Here is a 23,706-nt window from a genome sequence, read left to right on the forward strand (position 1 = left end):
AATCATGCAGTTTTTAGATAGCAAAGAGTTACGAATTAAAGAACTTGAAAATGAAAATAGAAAGCTGCAGGAAAAGGTAACTATGCTAGAGCATGATGTTGAACTTCTCACTCAAGCAGTTTTACATGCATCAAAACAACGTTTTGGAGCATCAAGTGAAAAAACTCCTCAAATAGAAGGACAATATTCTTTTCTGGATGAAATAATTGATCCTATTATAGATGAGGCCAAAGTTATTAATATAAAAGAACATAAACGACCTGTGAGAAAAAAAGGCGACAGAGAAAAATTGATTAAATCATTACCACATGAAATAGTTGAATGCGTTATTAATGAAGAAGAAGCAGTGTGCAAAATATGCGGAAGTTATCTTAAAGTTATTGGTAAGAAAAAAGTAAGATCCGAAATGGAATATATTCCAGCAAAGCTTATAATCAAAGACTATGTTCAATACGTTTATAAATGTACTGAATGTGGAAAAAATGACGTTAATCCATATGATTCTATATATTGTGCACCTGTGCCAGCTCCAGTGCTTACGCATTCCGTAGCATCGCCTTCGATTACAGCGTGGATAATGTATCAAAAGTATATGATGTCAGTACCTTTATACCGCCAAGAAAAAGACTTTTAGAAGAATGGGTGCAGAGCTTAAAAGAGATATGATGGCAAACTGGATAATACGAAGCACTGAATATTGGCTAAAACCTCTATATGAAAAGATGCATGAACAATTATTAAAGTGCAGTATTATTATGAGTGATGAAACTACTTGGCAGGTAAACAAAGAGAAAGGTAAGAAGGCATCTAGCAATTCATATATATGGATACATAGAAGTGGCAACTGCGAAAGCTTACCGGTAATTTTATACCAATATACCAGAAGTCGTTCAGGTGAACATGCAAAAAATTTCTTGAGCAGTTTAAAGGGTATCATGTCTCCGATGCATATGCTGGATATGAAAAGGTTGAAGGAATTACTAGATGCTTATGCTTTAGTCACCTACGAAGATACTATCTGGAAGCTATTCCTTTAGATTCTAGAAAAAGAGATTCCGAGCTCTGGCGGAGCGGTCGGCAGGGCTTATTGTGATAAACTCTTTAAACTAGAAAGAAAGTGGAAACAGCTATCTCCAGATGAAAGAAAACAGAATAGACTTATCTATAGTGTCCCTATACTGGATGCCTTTTTTGCATGGGCAGAAAAAACATTTACAACACAAGATATGTTGAGAAAGGCTTTAAATTATACACTGAATCACAAAAAAATATTTTACTAACTTCTTGCTAGATGGAAGAATACCCCTATCTAATAATTTATCAGAAATCGCTGTAAAGCCTGTAGCAATTACAAGGAAAAACTCATTGTTTTCCGATTCGGTAGCCGGGGCGGAAGCATCCGCAATTGTATTTAGCATTATAAATACAGCTGCAGCTAATAATTTAGATCCATATAAATATCTGCATTATATTTTTTGCCAGTTACCAAATATTAATTTTGCATCGAATCCATGTTTACTTGAAGAGTATTTACCATGGGCGGAGAAAGTACAAGTTCAATGCAAAGCAACTACAACAGAAACTACTCCAAAGGAGGAAAAAACTAGTGAGTCAGCCTAATATAGATTTCATGATGACTATGACCAAGGATTTTCTAAACGAAAAAAATTGATGAAATAGCTTATACGCTTGATTTTCCATATGAACTTGAAAAAAGATACAAGAAAATGCACAAAGAAGATGATGATTATGCAGAATTGATTTATGAATGCCTTTATGAAGAAGGCATATGCTTGTTCGATGACCTATCAGATTCGGAATTTAAGAAACTTATTCGAAAACAATATAACTATATAAAGCAAATTGCAAAAGAAGGATTTTATTAAAATATAAGCTTCACAAGTTTTTGTGAAGCTTATATTTTTCAATACGGTATATGTTCCATCGCTTACTATTTTTTATACCTAATTATTATTTATTATAGACAAAATAGCTTACTATTTAAACTGCAAAATGAAAGGTAGTGGATTTCTCCACTACCTCTATAGCTATTCTCAGCTAATTTCATTTATCTACCTTTCCACATATCTTCTCGCTCTCACCATTAGGAGATTTAATCGCTAAATAAATATGACGCAGTGAATCAACAATTTTACTTTAGATTTTAAATTTAATTTTTTCTAAGCTTTTCAACCTCTTCTATTAGCAAGCCCGTTTTTAATGATATAGTTTCATCATCCAAAACATCTAATAGATTCTTAGCGATTGCTATGGCTTTATTTTTCTCACCTTGCTCTAGTCCTTGCTCCAGGCCTTTCTCTAGGCCTTTCTGTATTCCTTGCTGTATACCTTGTTCTAGCCCTTGCTGTATACCTTGTTCTAGCCCTTGCTGTATACCTTCCTCTTTAGCTTTATTAAGGGCACTAACCTTATCTTTTAGTATTTTTGCTCTCATCTCATATATTTCTCTTTGCACTGAGTCGTTACTCATCTTTATGAGCTTATCTTTTGCCTGCCTTATCTCTTCCACTGTGAGTTCTAAGCTTCTTACCTTTTCACTCTCAGGGTTTTTTAAGAATTCCGTCCATGCTACTAACATATCCTTCTCATCGGTATTATCTTTGAGCTTTGGAATCTCTATAAAATGCATCTCGATTATATCTGTAAGTTCTTCGTTAGTTTCTATTTCCTTTAGCCTATAGCCAGTGTGAAAGCTTTCTGTTTTTAGATATTTGAAATTTAAAATATTTATACATATGGTCCTGCATAGCTTAGAGTAGTCTTCTCCTTCAGTAAGTTGCTCTTCATACATCTTACTTAGATAATAGAGACTTCTTTTTACCATATTATATTCATTTTTAAGCTGTATTTCTATGTTAACTATTTCATTGTTGCTAGTAGTTGCTTTAATATCTAGTCTAGAATACTTATCTTCTATAAATTGCTTTTCTATGTCATTTCCCTTTATCTCAACTACTGTAATCTTATCCTTGGGCTTTAAGATCGCATTTAAGAAGGATATAAGTATCTCTGGATTTTTGTCCGAACCAAATATGTTTTTGAATACAAAATCTACCTTTGGGTCTAATAGTCCTTTAAACATAAGATTGCACCTCCGTAAATCCTTTTACTTTAATTATATACCACGTATGACATTTAATAAACCTACTTTTCTTGAACCAAATAAATCTATAAGTTCTGTTTAATTGGATATAGAATTTTCAGATCAACTTTCAATATAATAACCCTATAAACAGCCATAACTTTAATAGTTTCATAAATAAAACTTATCTACCGAAATCTATAACAACATTTATTTAATACATAGCAATAGGGAGTCAAATATATACAGAAGGTAGGATGGCTGCGGAGATTTTGAACATTTTCTCCCTTATGCATTCCTAATACTGCACGTAAAGATTATTAATCTTTACGCTCCCGGACTATTGGTGAATTATTTCATCATAGCTAGTGGGGTGGTATTGGATATACTAGAATTGATTATAAAAAGTGTTACTGCTCTTTATATTATTAGACTAGCCTTAAAGAATAATCTTTTTATCTCAAAGTTAATAATCAAGATTAATTTTCCCGGTTTGCATATAGAAATTGATAGCAAAGAGAAAAAGCACACATCCCGCAAAGATTAGTGCTTTCATCTCTTAAATAAACTGATTTAATCCAATAGCCCTAAAACAAAATAAATGTTCTAAGTATTGGCTTAGTGTTGATGCACTAAACTTTTCTTAATTATATTATATCAAAATTTCTTAGAAAATAAATAATACATAAAATAATCTTACTCATTTTTACAATTCAATTTATCAACTGCTATTTCCAATTCTGCTAAACTCATATTAAGCTCTTTTAATAAAAAATTAATCTTCTCATTATCTTTTTCAAATGTTATCCGATAAAAATCATTGTTTTCTTTCTGATCTTTCAAGTAGTCTAATACATTATTACAATGTATCTTGGTTCTAACTAAATCTATAAATTTAACATTATCAGTCGAATATCCTGCTAAAATCAACCTGATTTTTACTCTATTTAAATCATAATTTTCATAAAGTTTGCTAAATATTTCATACCCTGAAATATCAGTCAACTTTTTTATATGTTCACTATTAACTACTAAATACTTTTCTAAACTTTCAGTATTAAACAACTCTGCTAAATCTTTATTGATTTTATCCCTTATAAAATCTAAGTCACCAAGATTGCCAGCCTCATTAAATTTCCTTAAAGATTCATTAAAATACACCTTAAAATCCGTATAATCTACCAAATTATCTTCGTGTGCAAATCCTATCTTCTTTTTAATTTTCCTAAGCTTATCTTTATATACTTCTGCTTCAATAATTCCATACTTATACAATTTGGTATAATAGTCATATCCAATTAAATAAATAAAGCTATAGTTATCATTAATTTTACTTATATAAACTTTTTTGCTATTGATATTTATTATACTTTGATATCTATCATTTTCCTTATTTAAATTCTTTAATGCAACTTCTATATTATTGCAAATTTCCTCCAGTTCAGCTAAATCATTTTTTATCCCTTCAACATATGCTGACATTTCCAATTTACGCTTATTAACTAAATATATGCCTTCACTACAATTATTTTCAGATAAATATGTTTCTATTTCATCGTAAACACTTACTTTATATTCAGTTGTTGCCAAATCCAAATCTATTTTGTTTTCCACTATTTTAACCAACTTATCTTCAAATATCATAACCATACCCTCCAAAAAGCATCTATCGACCTTCACATGTAACTTATTTTTACAATAAGGATTTTCCCATTATTAGGCTTCTACCAACTCTTCCTGAAATAGTTTTCCCCTCCCCTCTCAATATAATAATCAAAGGGTTTAGTTAAATATTTATCAATCCTCTTCCTCAAAATCATTAATATAATTTTTAAAAACTCAGTGACTTTTTATATCCCTTATATACTCATCAATCAAAAGTTCCTGATATGCTCCATTTTTCTTTTCTTTAATTATGGTAGAAATAGCTTGAAGCTCTTTACTTTTTAGTTTATCTAGCTTTTTTAGTCTTGCCGGTGAAAGAGCTACATCAGACTGTATCTTCAGATAGTCTTCTGCTTCATATCGCCATAATATAGCTTTATGTGCATATCTTTGCTTTAGCTTATCAGCCATTGAAAGACCTTCTGGGTCGAAGTCCCCAGAATAATATATGGTTGCACCGCTATCTACTAGTTTATCAAGTAATATTAATGATGCTAGTTTGAATTGACCAAAGGTACATACTAGTGAAGGTCTAATTTCACTAGTATAATAAAGTACTTCACTAAAAACTGTGGGATTTTCAAATACATAAACCTTTCCTAGTGGACTCTTGATTTTGTCTAGTTTGCTTAGGTTCCAAAGAGAAACCTGGAGAGGTTCACAGTCTTCGTAAAAACCTCTCCAGCCCATATGCTCTTTATCCCCTTTATAAGCTGTAAGACCACTGCATAGAGTAAAGTTTGAAACTTCATCTCTTATGATTCCAGCCTTATATAATACTTCATTTAACTCTTCTGCATTTTCAGGATAGGACATCTTTAACTTGTAAATTATTGCGTAGATCAAAAGGGTTCCAATGTCTGTATTAATATCAAATCCATGGGGGTCTCTATTGATAGCAGAAGAGAATACTGCAAGTCTAACTAATTTGTTTTCTTCAAATGACAAATTGTTAAAACCGTGGCATACCAATAATAAATTTGCTCTTAGCCTTTCCTTATTCTCATCATACCTCTGACTTATGATCCTATAAGGATTTTCTTTTGTCTGTACTATATATTCAAGCCACCCCTCTCCTCTTGTACCTCTAAGACTATTAATAATATCTTTTAAGAAAGCAGTTTTTTCTTTCTCATAAATTGTCTTTTCTTCTTTTTTATAGAGTATCTTCTCTCCGAAGTAGCCTTCAAAAACCATCTGAAAGTTTACTCCTTCAAACCTTGTGTTATCTAAGGCCTTAATAAAATTTTCTACCTTAAAAGAACAGTTCTTTTTATTGTAGTCTTTTCTAAAGAGTCCTGTTAAAACTTCCTTTTCCTCTTCCTTTAGATTGGTTAATACTACTGTTCCTCCGAGGCTTCCTAAGGATTCATACTTTTCTCTTATTCTTTGAAATATTCTTTTATAGCCTGCATTGCTTTTGAAATAACTAATACACTGTTGTGTTAAGGTTTCTTCTCCCTGCATATAGTCTACACCACCAGTTCTTTTACTTTTCCGTTCCAATTATATCTTATAACCGTAACAAAATCTGCGTTGTCTGGTCTTATAAGCTCGCATATAGCTAAGGAAGGTACCGTTTCATAGTCTCCCCATAGTATTTGAGAGTTTAAAACATAGTCTAGACCAAGTTCGTCAAGAAGCCTGAACATATCAGAAATATTTTTTTCATCTACGCCTGCAAAGGCTTCATCTAAGCCGATAATTCTTGGGCAATCTTTCCTTGCGCCTTTATATCTTGCATATACTGCGGAAAACAGTGGTACATACATAGCCATAGCTTTTTCTCCGCCGGAAAATTGGTAAAAGGCATTGTTAGTAAGCTCTTTTCTATTTTGACCGGTTTTTACGAAGAACAGCTTAAATTCAAACCATCTTCTATAATCTAAGATTTCCTTCATAATGACGTGGAAGGTTTGATTTTGCCCTTTATCCTCAAGTTCTCTTCTTGCCACTGCTATTTTTGATCTAAAGTGCTCTGAAAGTTTATTTAAATCCTCTTCCTTCATAAGATTTCCATCTTGTTTTAGAAGTTCTACCAGTTCTTTAGTATCAAGCTGTTCTTCTGTCTCAGCTTTTTTACTAGTCCATTTTAAGCTAAAGGATAGTCCGCTGGAGGTATTCATGGATTCCATAAGTTCATTCATCTTGTCAACCCACTGTTCACTGTGGAAGATTTTAGCTCTTATCTTTTTACTTATATTTTTAACTAAGATATCTTCGAAGAGCTGTCTATCACTTTCTCGTAAAAGCTTTTCGTTTTCTTCTATACCTTCGTTGATAAACTCAAGAAGCTTATAGAAGTTAACATCCTTTCCTCTTACTTTTCCAACGAGGTTTAGTCTTTTTCTTTGAGCTGCTGCTTTATTTATAACTTCATCCTCATACTCTAGGAAATCAAAAAGATTTTCTACTCGTACATTATATTCCCTAAGGTACTGATTGTTTTCGTGAAATCTTTGGTGAAGTGTACTTATATAATCTTCTCTTTCTTTAGCATTCTTCTCTTCTGAAAGACTTTCTCTTACTATTTTCTTTGCCAACTTAAAATAGTCTTCATTCTCTTCTACTACGATATAATAACCAAGGCTACATTCTTCCTTAAATACCTGCTCATAATAGTTTGAAAGTTTCTTATAGTAGGCAAGCCTTTCCTCTAGCTGCTCTAATCTTTCAACACTTCTTTCAAACTTGTTCTTCTCATCGGTTTTTTTTACTACCGCTTCTTCCCTTTGTTTTGGCAATTCTTTCAAAACTTTTAGGCAGGCTTCTAGTTCAAGCTTTATAGTCTCATAATCAGAAAGCTGAAGCTGCTGTTTTAGGTTATTTAAATTAATTTTTGCTTCATCACTCCTTCTTTCTAATAGATTTATGTCATAAAGAAGGTTATCTATATCCTCTAACAAGGTCTCTCTTTGATCTTCTAAAAGCTTTATTTTCTCAGACATTTGAAGTATTTCTCTATGAAGCTTCTCTAGTTCGTAAAGCTCATCCTTATAATCCCTTGAGGCTTCTAAAGCATTTTTATACTCCTCTAGATTAGGCTTAATCGGGATACTGTGCGTAAGTTCATACACCTTTTCCTTAAGCTCCTTAAGTTCTCCATATACTTTTCTTTCTTCTTCAGTGATTTTTAATACTTGGCTTACACTCATATCATACTCAAATTGTGCTTTTTTAACTTCTTCTACAGCAACTATAAGATCCTTTTGCTGTGGCAGGCTGTTATATTCAAGCTTTAGTTTTTCTAACCTGTTATTTATTTCTGCAAGCTTTTTATCTATTAAACTTAACTCCTCTTCTAAAAGTATTAATTCCTGAGATAATTTTTCTATCTGCTCTTCTCTATATTTTTTTCTTGCTGCAACCCCTATATATTTGGGAATATAGCTTTTACTTACCCTTCCTTTTAGTAGCCCTATGCTGTAATCACCGTTTTCATTTATATAAGTAGAATCCTTGCTTTCGTCAATAAGTATGGTTTTAAGTACATCTTCAACCTCTTCTCTTTTAAGTCCACTTACAGTTATTGCTTCTGATTTTAACAACTCTGAAAGCTCATGAACTAAGAATTTGGGTTCTGAAAACAAGTATTTATCTGCCCCTTCTCTATCTTTTGCCATAACCTTAGCTCTAAAGCCTTCTGGCACTATTAGGGCATCCAAGATTCCCATATCTAGTAAGGCTTCTTCGATTTTCCCCTTAGTTTCTTCTGAGATATCCTGTAAAAAATCTATTGCCTTATAAAAAGGTATATATGGAATACCTTCCTCAGTGAGTTTTTCTCTATTTTCAGTAACCTTATCTTCTCTAGGAGGTTCAGGATCCTTCTTGTCTCTCCACTGCTTTATCTCTTCTTTTTTAACAGTAGCTTTCTTTTGAAGCTCTGCCCTTTTACCTTTTTCTTCATAAAGTTCTTTATTTAAATTTTCTTGAAACCCGTTATATTCTTCTCTTATATGCGCAAGCACTCCATCAAAGCTTTTTGAAGCCTCAAAACCATTGACTTCTCTAGAAATATCAATCATGGCTTTGTCGCTGAGTTTAAGTTCTAGGTTATCCTTTCTCCAGCCATAAAGCTTTTCTATATATTCTTCCTTTGTTTCTGATAAAAGCAGTAGGGTTTCATCTAAAACTCTATTCTTTTCTTCTTTTTCTTTTTTACTTTTTTCAAGACTGTGAAGCACCTTGTCATACTCTAGGTTCTTTTTACTTTCCTCTTCTATGACCTTTAAAGCTTTATCAATACTGTTGGTATACTTGTTTAATCTATCTTTTATGTAAGAAAAACTATATTCCTTATCTATTTCTTTACCTATTTCATCCTTTAAAAATTGCTGTTCATCGAAGGAAAACTCATAAGCTATGTCATCCATTATGTTAATCTTATCTTGAAATCTTGAAGCAGCACCTTCTTTTTTTCCTTCTAGACTTCTTATATTATCGTAAGTTTCCTTCTCGCTAGTCTTTTTTCTTTGTAGGTGACTGTCTTTTTCACTTCTTTCCTTGTTATAGCTCTTTATGTCATCTTCAAGAATTTCTATCTTTTCTCTTATTTTAACGCTGTCATGTTTATCTAACTCTCTTCTTTTTTCTTCAGTAGTCTTAAGCCTTATATCTATATTATCTATTTCCTCTTCTGCCTCAATTCTGGCAAGCTCTGCTCTGCTTTTTTCCTTTTCAAAAGTGTCTTCTTCCTTTTCAAGCTTCTCTGCTTCACTTTTATTATCAATATAGAGCTTTGCCTTGTTATTTATGATGAAGGTATTGTACTTGTCAAAGGCCGTTCTTATCTTGTCTGCTGCCTTTTTACCTTCCTTAAGCTCCTCTAATCTGCTTTTAATACCATCCATGTTCTCAATAGCCTCTGACATAGGTCTTAGGTCATCTTCTGAAAGCTGCTGAAGAGAGTTTTCCATTATCTCATATACTACCGTAGGTTTAAAGTCCTTAGAGAGCTTTGGAGTTCTAAGCTGCACCAAAAGTTTTATCATCTCATCATACTCCTCAACATCTGAGAAACCAAAGACAAGGTCATTTACCAGCTTCATATAATCCTTCTGCCCTTCTTTTATCTGCCCTCCAGCACCAAGCCTGTTCTCAAGCTCCTTCATGGTTAAAGGAAGCTTTTCCCCTGCATTTTTATATAAGAAAAAATCTTTTCCTATTCTTCTTCCGTCAGTTATAGCAAAGCCCCATGACTTTATAGACTTTCCTCTAACCGCTTTAAAACCCATGCCTATTGTAAGATAATTTTCCGTTTCCCTTTTTTTAAACTCCATATATAAGTAACCTAATGATTCATCCTTGCCGCTATCTTCATCTCCTAAAAGATAGTTTTCTATCTTTCTTGCCTTTGATCCAAAGGGGTCTAATCTTTCAGGACTTTTGTTACCATCAAGCAAAAGTGGAATAAAACTTTGCATGGTAACTGATTTTCCTGAACCATTTGACCCTCTTAAAAGCAATCTTCCATCTGAAAAGTTAAATTCTTCTTCGTCATAATACCAAAAGTTAACTAATCCTGTTCTATTTATAATCCACCTATTTTCTTGCATTAATTATCCTCCTTTTCTACTGCTGCTTCTTCAAATTCCCTTGGATAACTTCCAGCTACCTTTCCTATCAAAGGAAGTAACTCTATCTCTTTTCCCATTCTTAAAACTCTAAGCATATTAAAATCCGTCATAAAGCTGAGAATTTCTCCACTTAAAGCAGCTATGCTCATCTCTCGATATTCCTTACTCCAGCCATAGCTATAATACCTTTTAAGTTTCTCCACCATATCATCAAAATGACTTCTTGAAATAATTGCAGTATCGTTTGCCTTTAACTGTATAGTTTTTTCTTTAATTTCTTCTAAAATCATTCTGTTAAAAAACAGTACCACATCACTGATAGCTCTCCCCCCTGGAAAGCAATCTTTTAGATTTTTTTCATTATTTAGAACCACCAAGGCTCCGTTTCTATGTACGTGAAAGTCATATTCTAAAAAGTTTTCAAGATCGCTTGCTATAAGTCCTCTCTGCTTTTTTATGTAATCATAGTCTACATCTTCTGTTCCTTCATTATATACTATAGGACACATGACAATCTTTCTATATACTCTATGCCTTCTGGCAATACCTCTATCTATTTCGATATCTCCCCATTCTTCATTTTCAATGTCTTTATAACTGTTGTAGTTTAAAATACTAGAGGTAAAGTTTCTAACAAAATACCTAGAAAGTCCTGTGCTTTCATATAAGACCTCGGTTTCAAGAGAGCTTGCAAAGTTTTGTTCGTCACCATCATCAACCTTTATCATACCTATATTTACAGCAAATCTTAAAACTTTTATAAGATATCTCCTATGTCTATAAAGTGTCCAGTCAACTTTTTCCTCTCCAATAAAATTCCCTTGTATGTATTCAGTAATTCCTGATAAAACAAACTGTTCCTCTCTCCCCTTATCCTCTAAGAACATTAATAAAAGACATAAAAAAGCATACTCCATGGTGTTATCAAAATCTTTTATCCCCATCCAGCCTTCTGCTCTTCCTGGAAGCTTCTCAAGCTTTATTAAATATGGGTTCACAATTAAGGAATATCCTAATTTGTCTGAAATAAAGCTCTTGTAGCTTGGTACACTATCTTTAATTTTATAATAAAGCTCCTTATCTTTATTTTTGTCTATCCAGTAGTTTTCTAATAGAATTTCTAGTTCTTTCATCAAATTTCCCTCTCAAATCTTATAACATAGGCCGGCATCTCAAAGGCACCATCTTCACTAAGAAGAGTACATCTATCTTCTTTATTCTTTGGACTCTCCACCTTAAACACTCTTCCATCCTCAGTCTTGCCCCTTCTGTCAGAGGCATTAATCCCTTTACTAAGCCATCTTAGGAGAGTAAGTCTTACATGAGGCTCAATCCTTGGAAGTTTTGAAAAGTCTATGGCATCATCCATTATATAGCTATCCATAACCTTCTTTTCCTCTTCCCTCTGCTTAATTATCCTGCTTAGCATTTCGCTTTTCCTTTTTTCATTGCTGTTTATAGGACTTCTTGAAGCCTTTTCTCTATAAGCTCTAATTCTAGGCTTTACACTTAGCATACAAGGCTCTTCTTCAAATATTCCACTGTTTATACTCTCTGTGTTTCTCTCCACTTCTCCTTTAATATGCTTCATGTTAAAAATTCCAAAGGCTACGCTGGAAAGCTTATGTGCTTCATTTATATCCTCACATTTTAAGAACATTTCACAGAGCTTTTTATATTCCTCTTTTCTGTTAGCCGCGCTATTTCTGCTTTCAGCAATTTGAGCTGCATACCTAGTTATCTTTCTTATGATTTCATTAGTTATATTTAACAGCTTTGAAACCTCGCTTTCAGCTCCTTCTGAACCTAAAAACCAACTTTTTAAGCTCTCCCATCTACCATAAATATTTTCTCTTATTAAAACCTCTGAAACTTCTAAATCAATCCTTGGTATGGATTTTTCATATTCAAAGGCTTTTTCTAAAACCTTACCAATATCAGCTTCAGCTAGATTCTTTAAGATATATTCTATCGCATTAGAATTATATTGAAGACTCTTAATAAAATCTCTTAAGTAATCTATGAACTTATCCTTAAAAATCAAGAATTCTCTAGTCTTCATAAGCTCTTCAGCCTTTAAACTATACAAATCTCTTATGTAATCCTGATAGTTTTGGTTAAGTCTCTTAAAATCACTGTTTAAGGAGCTCCACCAGCTTCCAACCTCTCGCTCCTCCTCTTCTACCATTTGTGGAAGTTTTTTAAGCTCTTCCTTTATTCTTTCAAGTAGAGATGGCTCTAAGGAAGCACTCTCGACAAATATGTTTTCAAGCCTTATGGTAAGTCTTTCAATCTCAACACTATACTCAGAAAGCTGATACCTAAATTGTTTGTTTTTAAACTCCTCCACTGTAGAAACCTTTGAAGTATCTTGGATAGCTAAAAGGTTCTTCCAGCCAATAAGTACATCTAAGTCCTGCTTACAGTTATCTATGGTATATTCCCTAAACTCTTCATGCTTTTTTAATTCTTCAAATACTTCGTCTTTATACATCCAATACTTCATCTTCTCATACTGAAGATAAAAAAATCTCAAAATTGATCTATATCTCCATGCATTTTCAGCTGTAACATATCTCATTTCATCTATTTGCTTCGTGAGCTTATTGGTTATTTTCATTACTTCACCTCTTAATTCGTTTTGTACTGCTAATTTACTTATGATCATAAAATTTAATATATAGATATTCCATTTCTATAATTTAACAGTATACTAATGATATATTAGGCTACCATGGCAAATCAATCTGATTAATATATTTCGCTTCAACGAGATTTTTTTGAATCTAATTTTCTAAATATATATGTGATCCTACAGGAAGCATTTTTCACTATAGCTCCATAAAATTTTTTATATAATCATTGAAACAACTAAGTTTAATCGGCATAAAAATTTTCTACATTACTATAGAAAAAGTTGCACTAGGATTAATCCAATGCAACTTCATTATATTGTATATATTCTCATTATTCTACAATAATAATTATCTGTCTCAATTTTTATAGGACTGCGAATTTATGATATCCTATAAAAAACTTTAACTATCAATATTATTTAACATGAATAATTAAGATATCGTTCTATTTATTGCTTCCTAATCTTCTTAACTTCTTCTAAAGACAAACCAGTTTTTAATGATATAGTTTCATCATCCAAAACGTCTAATATATTTTTAGCTATTGCTATGGCTTTATTTTTCTCACCTTGCTCTATACCTTGCTGCATACCTTCCTCTTTAGCTTTATTAAGAGCACTAACCTTATCCTTTAATATTTTTGCTCTCATCTCATAAATCTCTCTTTGCACTGAGTCATTGCTCATTTTTATTAATTTATCCTTCGCATGCCTTATCTCTTCTACAGTAAGCTCTAAGCTTCTTACCTTTTCACTTTCAGGATTTTTCAAAAATTCTGTCCATGCTACAAGCATATCCTTTTCATCTGTATCATTGTCTAACTTAGGAATTTCAATAAAGTGCATCTCCATAATGTCTGTAAGTTCTTCGTTAGTCTCTATTTCCTTTAGCCTATAGCCAGTGTGAAATCTTTCAGTTTTTAAATACTTGAAATTTAATATGTTTATACATATAGTCCTACATAACTTAGAGTAGTCTTCTCCTTCTCCTAGTTGCTCTTCATACATCTTACTTAGATAATAAAGACTTCTCTTTACCATATTGTATTCATTCTTTAACTGTATTTCTATGTTAACTATTTCATTGTTGCTAGTTGTGGCTTTAACATCGAGCCTTGAGTACTTATCTTCAACAAATTGCTTTTCTATATCATTTCCTTTTATCTCAACCGCTGTAATCTTATCCTTCGGCTTTAAAATCGCGTTTAAAAAAGATATGAGTATCTCTGGATTTTTTTCTGAACCAAATATGTTCTTAAATACAAAGTCTACCTTTGGGTCTAAAAGTCCTTTAAGCATAAGATTTCACCTCCATAGATTCCTTTTTTGTGTTAGAAATGGCTTACTTACATTAATTATACCCTATATCCAGATTTCTTAAAATATAGTTACCCAACTGTTGCTAAAAATTTATTTTAAAATTAATTCATCAATGTAGTTAAAAATCCATCTAAACTAAATACCTCATTAGTTTCAAATAGCTCTGCTAACTTTTCTATATTTTCTTCTAAATGTTCCACATCTTTTGAATACATGTGGATTATATCTACAGAATCTTTATCAGTAAATTCTCCACTTTCTATCCATCTAAACACAAACAGTTCTTTAATCATTAAATAACTAACCACTGCTGTTTTAACTTTTGCAACTACATCATAATCGAAAACAGCTTTCATAAAATATCTAAATATAAAGTAAACCAAAAGATGTTCAAATTTATAAAGCTTGTCTTTATAGAAGTCATCAAATTGTCTATGCTTATCCAAATAAAGCTCAGAATCACTATTGCTTTTCCAGAAATAACTTGATACCTTATGTAGCTCTAGTGGGTCCTTAGAGTTTATATGCTTTAACTCTTTAAACACTTGGAAGAATTCCTTTATGTTGTTATATTTAATATTTCCTTTAGCTTCATACTGCACTAGACTGTTGATGATTTCATCTTTATTGTCCTTGTTTAAGTATTTTTCGTTAACAGCTTTTATTGCAGTTATATCATTTTCATCTATTAAGGCTTGAATTTCACTAGCAAATTTTAAGATTAAAGAAGCTCTATATTCTATAGTAATATCACGATTTTGTAGTATAGCAAAAACTATCTTTCTGCTTTGCAAAAGATTAATAAAAAGCATAGCATTGATATCATTGTACGATGTGATTTCCTCTTGGATTTCACTTAATTCAAACACTGCCTTTTTACTGTCTCTTAATATTATTCTAGCTGCTTCTGGGCAGGACAGTGATAACCCTATTTCACGTAAACCTCCAAACTCTTCAGTATATCTAGGATACTGCTTGCAAGTATGACATAGACTATCCCCGCCAAGTTCGGAATATATATCGCACATTTTATTTTCATTTAGAAAAGCACAGTTATCACCTTTTAGCACAAAGATATTTTCTCCATCGCAATTAATTATGTTATTCCTTAGTGTTTTCCCAAATTCTCCAGTTACCTTTTTATATCTATTATAGCTTTCATCATCAATTACTATTTCCCACCCAGCGCAGCATGTATCTTCACAATCTGCAGCTATGCATTTGAACTCTTTAAAATAACTTGGTACTCGAATCTTCATTTTTCCCCTCATCCTATATATATTTAAAAAATCAGCCATATTTTTATATAACTGATTTTTATAGTGTGCTTTAAATTACTGCCAACCCTTAAGGCTGCTCTTTTCACTATCCTTTGCTCTCATTATTTAAGGCATATATAGTTTCCTTTATCAGCTGCTGTCTGCTTATACAAACAAACTCTCCAAATCCTCTTGGGTCATTTGAGTTATGATGTTATCTTCATTCATATCCTCATCCATTACGTTTTTAATCATTTCTTTCTTCTTTTCCTGCAGATTATATATTTTTTCTTCAATTGTGCCCTTTGTAAGAAGCTTTATAACTTCTACAGTTTTTTGCTGGCCGATTCTATGGGCTCTATCTGTAGCTTGTTCTTCTACTGCTGGATTCCACCATGGATCAAAGTGTATTACTATATCTGCTCCTGTTAAATTAAGCCCTGCTCCTCCAGCTTTTAAAGAGATTAAAAATACTTCTGCATCTCCTTCATTGAATTCCGTAACCATATCCATTCTAACCTTACTTTTAGTGTTTCCGTCTAAATACATATATTTCATGTTATTTTTATCAAGTCTAGTTCTGATATTTTTAAGTACAGAAGTAAATTGTGAAAATAAAAGTATCCTGTGCCCTTGGCCTATGCTGTCTTCTAAAATTCCTTGTAAAGCTTCCATCTTTCCATTGTCCCCTTCATATTCTTCTATGAATACAGAAGGGTCACAGCATATTTGCCTAAGTCTTGTTAAGATAGAAAGGATCTTTATCTTACTCTTATTAAAACCATTTTCTCTTATTTCTTCATCAATCTCATTTTTAGCTTCATCAAGATATGCAGCATAAAGCTTTTTCTGAGCTTCTGTCATTTCTACCACCAGCTTATGCTCTATCTTAGGCGGTAATTCTTTAACAACATCCTTTTTCAATCTTCTTAAAATAAATGGATTTATGTGCTTATTTAATTCCTTTAATGCAGTTACATCGCCATTTTTTACTATAGGGGTTTCATATCGCTTTGTGAATTTATCATGGGTAAGTAAATATCCTGGCATAATAAAATCAAAAATCGACCAAAGCTCCGTTAAAGAGTTTTCTATTGGTGTTCCCGTAAGCGCAAAATAACCCTTTGCCTTAAGCTCTTTTACAGCAGTGGCGTTCACAGAAAATGGATTTTTTATTTGTTGCGCTTCATCTAGAATACAGTAATTAAAAGTAATCTCTTTGTACTCTTCTATATCTCTTCGTATCAGTGGATAGGAAGTAATCACAACATCGCAATTATTTATGTCGCTTATCATCTCTTCACGCTGCTTCTTAGAACCAGCTACTACTAACACCTTCAATTCAGGAGCAAACTTCTCTATCTCACTTTGCCAATTGTATACTAGGGAAGTTGGTGCTATGACCATAGATTGCTTATTTCCTTTTTCAGATAGCAAAAAAGCTATGGTTTGAAGGGTTTTTCCAAGTCCCATTTCGTCTGCAAGTATACCTCCAAATCCATATTCCGCTAAGGTCTTAAACCATTTAAAGCCTGTTTTCTGATAGTTACGCATAATGCTGTCTAGTGACTCAGGCAGGTTATATTCCATATCTCTTACATCTCGTATATTATTGCTATAATAGTGCGTTTTTACTTGAATAATTTTACAGTTAAATAACCAAAAGATTAACTAAGCTATTTTTAATGTTTTAAAAATTTCTTCTAGTGACTTTCCGGTAGCGGCAGCTTCGTAGATATATGTTATTTTAGATTTTATTAGAGCTTTCTTGGCTGATTTATATCCAGTATTAAAGTGATATGATTCATTAGAGTATAATTTGCAGTAAGTATAATTTATAGTCATTATTGCAAGATATCTATTGATACTCTTTTCACTTCTTACTTGATATCCGTCTAGTCCTAAGTAAGTTTTACAATCTCTAAAAAATGGCTCAATCGCCCATCGGTCAGTATATTGAGTTAAAATATCTAAGGGAACTAAAGAGTTATCCAATGCTATAAATGTTTTTAGTGAACCGTCTTTATGGAAGGAATCTTTAGGATAGCTTAAAATAATGGTAACATTTTTTCTATCCTTCAAATCTCCAATATAGCTATAAATATAGTATTCTTGATCTTTAACTGTGACAAGGTCAAAGTCATCTATATCGAGTGTTGTTGCAAATTTATGAAGTTTTACTCCGAGCCTTTCATGTCCTTTAGGATAAATTACTCTATTAGTTTTTATAGCTCCTATGTAGCTGTAACCAGCTTTTTCGGAACTATTAAAAATAGCTTTACAACTATACCAACTATCACACAACACATAGCCTTTATTTTCAGGTTTAGGTAGTGATTCAACTAACTTTTGAGTTAGTTCTATTTTACTCATAAAATCCTTATCGTAAATGTCTATTGAATAAGGAAGTACCAAACCATCACAAGAAAGCAATGAAACTAAAATTTGATGACCGTACACTGTTTTACCTTTGAGATGAGAATTATGAAAAGAACATTTTTCAATAATATTTTTAGCCTTTGACGAGGGCTTAGTTTTTTCAGAAATAGTATCATCTATGATAAAGTATATTGGTTTGTTAGTTTCTTTAGATTTGCTCCAAATTAATTCTACAACTAATTTTTTTAAGGCTTTAATTAAAAAATCTTCATTCCATGAACTGCTTGCTAGAAATCTAGTAATACTGGTTCGATGCCTTTGCGAAGCAAGCTCCGCTATATCGGACATTTTCCCTTTATAGCCTTTTGATAGCATAGCATTTACAATGCTCTCTAGATGCTTTAGTTGTGGTTTTGTTAGGTATAAATCAAAATTTAGTTGTTTAAAGAATTTGTGTATTGATAACTCATCTGATATAATTGTGTTCTGAAACATTTATGCAAATCTCCTTGCTGTAGTTGTTGTGTGGGAACTCAATTATAACAAAGATTTAGCATAAATGTTTTTTTATTTTATTTAGTTGTAAAATTATTCAAGTGTTTTTGCACTATTATAGATTATTGGTAAGTTCTCTAAAGTTTTTGCTTCTCTTTACATAATCCATTTCCTTATCTTTGATTTTTTCATCAAGATACAAGGCGTTATATTTTGAAAGCAGTATCTTTTCCTTGCTTAAATCCTTATCTTTTATATCCAAAAAGCTAATCATCTCACCAAGCGCTTCAATTGATTTATCCTCAAGGGCTACAAAGCCACCCTCTTTAAGCTTGTAATACTTTTTCTTTTCTCTCAAGGCACTGAATATGTTTTTAAGCTCTTCTCTACTAACCCCTTCAAGCTCAAAGGAAAATTCCAACATATTATCCTCATTAAGCTTAATTCCACCTTTTAAGCTTGATTTGCCATAAACCTTGGTATTCTTAAAGATTTCTGAATAATACACTTCACCTAGCTCTTGAAGCTTATATATTCCATCTGTAATAAAGCTTACTATATTATTTTCATTTTTCATCACATAATTACTTTGCTCTTCCTCAAAGCCAAAGCTTTTCAATATACCTTCACAATTTTCTTCTTTTTTAATATCACGAATCAATATCTTATCAGTGTTTTTAGAGCCACTTTTGTCTAGTGGATTAATATCTATTTCATCATAGTTAAACTTTAAGGTCGCCGTAACTATATCATCTTTTTTATCCAGATAAATTTTACTAACAAGAGGTGCTTCATAAAAGTTCTCTTTAATATTTTTGTCAAAGGCAACTTCCTTAGCCACAGTTTTTAGCTTAGGTAAAAGATAAGAAGCTATCTTTTCTCCTTCCTTCTTACTAAAAACCGCCTTTTTATTATTTTTACTTGATATTAACTTATAGATAGGCACATACAAGGAACACTGACTCTTCGGTGGAAGATAGATGCTTCCTTCATACCAGAACACTCTACATTCCTTATCTAGAGGTTTTGGTATACTACCTTCCTGCTCTAACTCTATAATCTCGCTTTTCATACCCATTCTAAACTTTAATGGCATGGTGCCTTCTATTATCTTTGCATCCTTGTACTCTGTTCCATTTACCGTAATATCAATGGTTCTTTCCTTTGCTAATTTAAAAAATTTATATAATATTCTATCTGTTAATGCAAGCTTCTTTCCGCTAAATATTGGATTGTTATAGGAATTATAATAATCATAGTAGCTAGTACGATCTCCTTCTATATCTCTTATTTCCATGAACAATTCCATTATTTTTTCGTCTACTACATTAAATTTATGTAAATTAGGCTCGTAGGTAAAGCCCTTTCCAAACTCTACAACTTCGCCACTTATTAATGAACTTAAGAACTTCTTCATGTTTTTTACAACATAATTCTTTTCCAGCCCTAATTTAAGTTCGATATAAGGTCTCTCATGAGCTAAAGCTTCAAAGAACTTTATTTCCATATTCAGTTCTCTTTTATAATCCTCACTGATTTCAGAAACTTCATTGAAAGCTTCAATTAAAGAGTCTATATCAGATTTTTTTGGAGCACCATTTAAATTATGTTGGTAGTCTTTACTATACTTTAAAAGCACTGCTGCAATATGTTTACAAAGTACATCATCTTCGTAATCATTCTCTTCATATTCCTGACAATTACACTTTACCTCTATCTGATTTGATAGGCTATCCCATTGTATATTTACTTCATTGGTATTAAACCCATTAAAAGCATTTACCTTTGCATAAATATCCAATTGCTTACACTTTTTAGAACCTCTTATCTCAGTTTGCTTTATTTGTAAAGGTTCAATAAAATCACCTTCATAATATTGTGTTGCTCTTTTAAAGGTAATATCATCTGTCCATTGTTTTAGTAATGCTTCTGTTATTCTCACAATTCAATCCTCCACCAGTTTTTTCAATTTACTCCTATCTAAATGTACCTAAAAGAGGATACTTTAAAATGTCCTACAATAAAAGTACCTAATTTAATATTTTGAATTTATTTTTTATTTTATTAATTTTATATACTTATTTAGATATGTGAATCTATACCTTCTTTAAAGTTTCTAATGCCATAAGGTAATCCATACATATATTATTCTATCCTTTATATTCCAATACAGATTTATCTTTTCTATTATATCCTAAAAATCTATAGATTTAAACTTGCGTTTCTACCACAATAATATTCGTTTTCTCAATCTCAAAGTTAATTTAGCGCCTATTTCAAATTAGTAGAGTATTGTTTTATAAATAAAAAATTGCATTAAAATAAATTCAATGCAATTTCTTAACAGTTTATATTCTCCGATTCTTCTAGGATAACTATTTGCTATTCTACATAAAACAGACTCAATTAAACTATTGTGCTATTTATTATTTTCTGAGCTTTTCAACCTCTTCTATTAGCAAACCGGTTTTTAATGAAATGGTTTCATCATCCAAAACATCTAACAAACCTACTTTTCTTAAACCATATATTTATTTTTCTTTAGTTATATTCTCTTTTGCCCTATGCTCCATATACTATAATCCTTCCTTTTACCGCTAACTGCATTAATCAATAATGCCTATATTGATTGAAACTAGTATACACGAATGTATTTAATAAATGTGGGTGGCTATTTTCTTTATAACTGTAGAAATGAAAACCATACTTAAAGATAGCTTGTTTAGTATGAATTATACTGTATTATCCTAGATTATAGATCTAAGATATTGGCTATGTTTAAGAATAGTATTGATAATCTACTATTTTTAAGGAACTCAAAACCGACTCGATTTAAAATAATATTATATTAATTTATTTTATATCATTGAAGATACAATGGAATAGATAAGCCCTGTTAAAATCAATAAAAATATAGATAGTACACTTACAATAAGTGTTATCTTTGAAAGTAAATTAGAAATATTATGTTTCTTCATAATCAGCGCAACAGAGCCACCAATAATTATAGATAGTCCCCATATTATGAATCCTTTTGTTTCATGCAATAATCGGTCGTTAGCAACCCACAGGTTTGCAAAAAAGAAAAATATACATATAGAAATGATTGATACGATTTGACCAAATAGTTTTAACAAAGCTTTCATCTCCACTCCCACCTTAATTTAAGCTAATATTTTTATTGTATATAATTAAAGCATACAACATCGTTTATCGTTTTGCAATAAATATATATCAAAACACAATGTACATTGCAATTCAGGTGCTTATTTACTGTGTGGATTCTTTTAAATAAAAGTCTATTCTAAACCGATATTGATAAATTTGATAAATAAAAGTAGACAATACGAGTTGTCTACTTTTATGATTAGTTCTACTAGATATGCCAATTTATATTAGTCATTTAATTTATATTATATAAGTTCTATTTAATAAAATTCATTACCATTTAATTTCCGTTTATACTATTTGCTAAGAATACACAAAATAAATATATATTTATTTTGTGAGGTGATTCAAATGAATAATGTGATGAAGAATACAGTTGAATATAATAATAAAGCAATATTGGAATTACAAGCGGCAATGAAAAAAACTAAAAATATAAGAATGTATAAACGATACTCTGTAGTTTTAAAGCATTTTCAAGGCTTTCAGAATAAAGTAATTGCAGAAATGGAAGGGTTAGAAGAGCATGCTGTTGGTAGCTATATTAAAAAGTATAAAGTCAATGGGTTAGAAGGTCTTGCTATGAAGAAACCATCTGGTGCCCCTAGAAAATTAAGCCCTGAGCAAGAACAAGAACTTATTTATGTAATAACAAATAACACGCCTGACGAAGTAGGCTTTGAAGCAATAAAAACTGGACAATTAAGTTAATATGTCAATGGGTTATGCTTAACTTTAAAATTATTATAAAACATAGCAGCATGGCAGTTATACTTCATAGGCTAAATTTGAGTTATACAAGACCAACATACGTACTTAAAAAGGCTGATAAGGAAAAACAAGAAGTTTTTAAAACAGATTTTGAAACTCTAAAAAAACACCTTGATGGCTTAGTTGATACTATATTATTTCAAGATGAATCAATGATAAGAGATTATCAGGCTATTCAAAAGACATGGTTTGTAAAAGGTCAACAACGAAAGATACCTACTTATGGAAAGAATGCAGGCGTAAAATTAATAGGAATATTAGATTATGAAACCGGTCATGTCTATTGTGAAGAACATGATAAATATGATGCTGTAGTATTTCTTGAGTTTTTAAAGAAGGTGCTTTCGCAATACCCGAAGGGTAAAATAGTGATTGTTCTTGACAATGCTAGGATTCATCATGCTAAGTTGATACAACCGTTTTTGGAAGAAATGAAGGATAGACTTGAATTAATGTTTTTACCACCATATAGTCCAGAACTAAATCTAATTGAGGGGTTATGGGGATGGTTAAAATCATCTGTAGTGAATAATGTGTTCTTTAAGAGTGTGAATCGTGTTAAGGATTCAATACAAAATTTCATTAGAACAATAAATAAGGTTCCTACAGCAACAATAGACAGGCTATGCGTTAGAATGTAGAAACCTTATTAGAACTTATATATTAAATTTATATTATTTGATTTTTAATAATGTAGTCCTTAAATTTGCTCATTATCTCACCATTACTCCAGTAAGAAATCATTTCTTCAGGTGGTATATCAGAAATAGGTAGATCAAACCCTTCTGGAATAAAAACTTTTTCTATTGAAGTCCCCTGATTACGACTTGGTTGAGTAGCCAATCTTCCCCTATATGTTCCAGTGAAAGTAATAGGTTCTGAATCTGGATGGCAGTATGCTAAACAATCCTGAATGAAGATAGAACGATCACTTTTACCTTTTACTAAGTTTATAAAATCATCAGCAGAGAGCCATTCATTTACGTACTTGATGAAAGGACCTGGAAAACCCTTTAGTGCCTCTATATAAAATCCAGCATCTGTTACAATAACAGATTTACTTGTTTGCCTACTGGCCCAACGAGCAGAATACATTGCTACTTCTTGTACACTTTTGCTCTGAATTTCAGGTGTATCCAATTTCATTTGAATGATATTTACACCAGTATTATTAAAAGCATTTAAAGCAACCTCAAATTTAACACTGTTACCTGTAACGTAAATTAATGTATTATCCAATTATATGCTCCTTTCTGTTTTTCTTAATATAACCTTTAGTTTAGCTCTTCATAATTTAAAGTTATTCACTACTTTATCTTCTTATTATACATA

At 31.6% G+C, this 23,706-nt stretch carries 14 protein-coding genes and 2 pseudogenes; 3 read left to right on the plus strand and 13 right to left on the minus strand.

Features of this window, described 5'->3' with window-relative positions:
• The first annotated feature begins 4 nt into the window (after nucleotides 1-4).
• Both tnpC and C1I91_RS29145 read left to right on the plus strand, forming a co-directional pair.
• Nucleotides 5-1,620, plus strand: a pseudogene (tnpC, locus tag C1I91_RS29840) (IS66 family transposase).
• A 107-nt stretch (nucleotides 1,621-1,727) separates the two neighbouring features.
• Nucleotides 1,728-1,886: a hypothetical protein gene (locus tag C1I91_RS29145; RefSeq protein WP_238475839.1), complete on the plus strand. Its 159-nt coding sequence runs from the start codon at nucleotides 1,728-1,730 to the stop codon at nucleotides 1,884-1,886.
• 284 nt (nucleotides 1,887-2,170) lie between these two features.
• Here the strand turns inward: C1I91_RS29145 and C1I91_RS19020 are convergent, their stop codons facing one another.
• From C1I91_RS19020 to C1I91_RS19080, 12 genes and pseudogenes are all read right to left on the minus strand, one after another.
• Entirely contained in the window at nucleotides 2,171-3,103 is a 933-nt protein-coding gene (locus C1I91_RS19020; RefSeq protein ID WP_128214288.1) for an Rpn family recombination-promoting nuclease/putative transposase, read from the minus strand.
• Nucleotides 3,104-3,799: 696 nt separating this feature from the next.
• Entirely contained in the window at nucleotides 3,800-4,747 is a 948-nt protein-coding gene (locus tag C1I91_RS19030; RefSeq protein WP_128214290.1) for a hypothetical protein, read from the minus strand.
• A gap of 195 nt (nucleotides 4,748-4,942) precedes the next feature.
• Nucleotides 4,943-6,235 carry a TIGR02679 family protein gene (locus C1I91_RS19035; protein ID WP_164880589.1) on the minus strand — a complete coding sequence of 431 codons (1,293 nt, stop codon included), beginning with the start codon at nucleotides 6,233-6,235 and terminating at the stop codon, nucleotides 4,943-4,945.
• A gap of 5 nt (nucleotides 6,236-6,240) precedes the next feature.
• A complete protein-coding gene (locus tag C1I91_RS19040; RefSeq protein WP_128214292.1) occupies nucleotides 6,241-10,326 on the minus strand; it encodes a TIGR02680 family protein in 4,086 nt (1,361 codons plus the stop codon).
• On the minus strand, nucleotides 10,326-11,480 hold the full coding sequence (locus C1I91_RS19045; RefSeq protein ID WP_128214293.1) for a TIGR02678 family protein: 1,155 nt from the start codon (nucleotides 11,478-11,480) through the stop codon (nucleotides 10,326-10,328). The genes C1I91_RS19040 and C1I91_RS19045 overlap by 1 nt, the downstream gene beginning before the upstream one ends.
• Entirely contained in the window at nucleotides 11,480-12,967 is a 1,488-nt protein-coding gene (locus C1I91_RS19050; RefSeq protein WP_128214294.1) for a TIGR02677 family protein, read from the minus strand. Before C1I91_RS19050 ends, C1I91_RS19045 begins: the two co-directional genes overlap by 1 nt.
• Nucleotides 12,968-13,432: 465 nt before the next feature.
• On the minus strand, nucleotides 13,433-14,281 hold the full coding sequence (locus C1I91_RS19055) for an Rpn family recombination-promoting nuclease/putative transposase (RefSeq protein WP_128214295.1): 849 nt from the start codon (nucleotides 14,279-14,281) through the stop codon (nucleotides 13,433-13,435).
• Nucleotides 14,282-14,403: 122 nt separating this feature from the next.
• A complete protein-coding gene (fliB, locus tag C1I91_RS19060; protein WP_128214296.1) occupies nucleotides 14,404-15,561 on the minus strand; it encodes a flagellin lysine-N-methylase in 1,158 nt (385 codons plus the stop codon).
• Between the two features lie 165 nt (nucleotides 15,562-15,726).
• A pseudogene (locus C1I91_RS19065) lies at nucleotides 15,727-17,175 on the minus strand (DEAD/DEAH box helicase); the annotation flags it as partial.
• A 57-nt stretch (nucleotides 17,176-17,232) separates the two neighbouring features.
• Nucleotides 17,233-18,435 carry an IS701 family transposase gene (locus C1I91_RS19070; protein WP_128214298.1) on the minus strand — a complete coding sequence of 401 codons (1,203 nt, stop codon included), beginning with the start codon at nucleotides 18,433-18,435 and terminating at the stop codon, nucleotides 17,233-17,235.
• Nucleotides 18,436-18,550: 115 nt separating this feature from the next.
• Nucleotides 18,551-20,377 (minus strand): SNF2 helicase associated domain-containing protein, encoded by a 1,827-nt coding sequence (locus tag C1I91_RS19075; RefSeq protein ID WP_128214299.1) that lies wholly within the window; start codon nucleotides 20,375-20,377, stop codon nucleotides 18,551-18,553.
• Nucleotides 20,378-21,293: 916 nt separating this feature from the next.
• Entirely contained in the window at nucleotides 21,294-21,581 is a 288-nt protein-coding gene (locus C1I91_RS19080; protein WP_128214300.1) for a hypothetical protein, read from the minus strand.
• Nucleotides 21,582-21,966: 385 nt separating this feature from the next.
• Between C1I91_RS19080 and C1I91_RS19085 the strand changes: the two genes are divergently transcribed.
• Nucleotides 21,967-23,015 (plus strand): IS630 family transposase gene (locus C1I91_RS19085; protein WP_128216045.1). Its coding sequence is split into 2 segments (ribosomal slippage): nucleotides 21,967-22,291 and nucleotides 22,291-23,015, totalling 1,050 coding nucleotides; the frame shifts between segments, so codons are not numbered across the junction.
• Between the two features lie 28 nt (nucleotides 23,016-23,043).
• On the opposite strand, the gene C1I91_RS19090 is transcribed toward C1I91_RS19085, so the two are convergent.
• Nucleotides 23,044-23,613: a non-canonical purine NTP pyrophosphatase gene (locus C1I91_RS19090; protein ID WP_128214301.1), complete on the minus strand. Its 570-nt coding sequence runs from the start codon at nucleotides 23,611-23,613 to the stop codon at nucleotides 23,044-23,046.
• Nucleotides 23,614-23,706: the final 93 nt, after the last annotated feature.

The organism is Clostridium manihotivorum (assembly GCF_004015185.1).
GTDB classification, from domain to species: domain Bacteria; phylum Bacillota; class Clostridia; order Clostridiales; family Clostridiaceae; genus Clostridium_AR; species Clostridium_AR manihotivorum.

Excerpts from the sequence above, each read along its gene's own strand:
- C1I91_RS19030 (WP_128214290.1), bottom strand. The coding sequence starts at position 4,747 with ATGATATTTGAAGATAAGTTGGTTAAAATAGTGGAAAACAAAATAGAT.
- C1I91_RS19055 (WP_128214295.1), bottom strand. The coding sequence starts at position 14,281 with ATGCTTAAAGGACTTTTAGACCCAAAGGTAGACTTTGTATTTAAGAAC.
- C1I91_RS19020 (WP_128214288.1), bottom strand. The coding sequence starts at position 3,103 with ATGTTTAAAGGACTATTAGACCCAAAGGTAGATTTTGTATTCAAAAAC.
- C1I91_RS19035 (WP_164880589.1), bottom strand. The coding sequence starts at position 6,235 with ATGCAGGGAGAAGAAACCTTAACACAACAGTGTATTAGTTATTTCAAA.
- C1I91_RS19040 (WP_128214292.1), bottom strand. The coding sequence starts at position 10,326 with ATGCAAGAAAATAGGTGGATTATAAATAGAACAGGATTAGTTAACTTT.
- C1I91_RS19080 (WP_128214300.1), bottom strand. The coding sequence starts at position 21,581 with ATGAAAGCTTTGTTAAAACTATTTGGTCAAATCGTATCAATCATTTCT.
- fliB (WP_128214296.1), bottom strand. The coding sequence starts at position 15,561 with ATGAAGATTCGAGTACCAAGTTATTTTAAAGAGTTCAAATGCATAGCT.
- C1I91_RS19070 (WP_128214298.1), bottom strand. The coding sequence starts at position 18,435 with ATGTTTCAGAACACAATTATATCAGATGAGTTATCAATACACAAATTC.
- C1I91_RS19050 (WP_128214294.1), bottom strand. The coding sequence starts at position 12,967 with ATGAAAATAACCAATAAGCTCACGAAGCAAATAGATGAAATGAGATAT.
- C1I91_RS19045 (WP_128214293.1), bottom strand. The coding sequence starts at position 11,480 with ATGAAAGAACTAGAAATTCTATTAGAAAACTACTGGATAGACAAAAAT.
- C1I91_RS29145 (WP_238475839.1), top strand. The coding sequence starts at position 1,728 with ATGCACAAAGAAGATGATGATTATGCAGAATTGATTTATGAATGCCTT.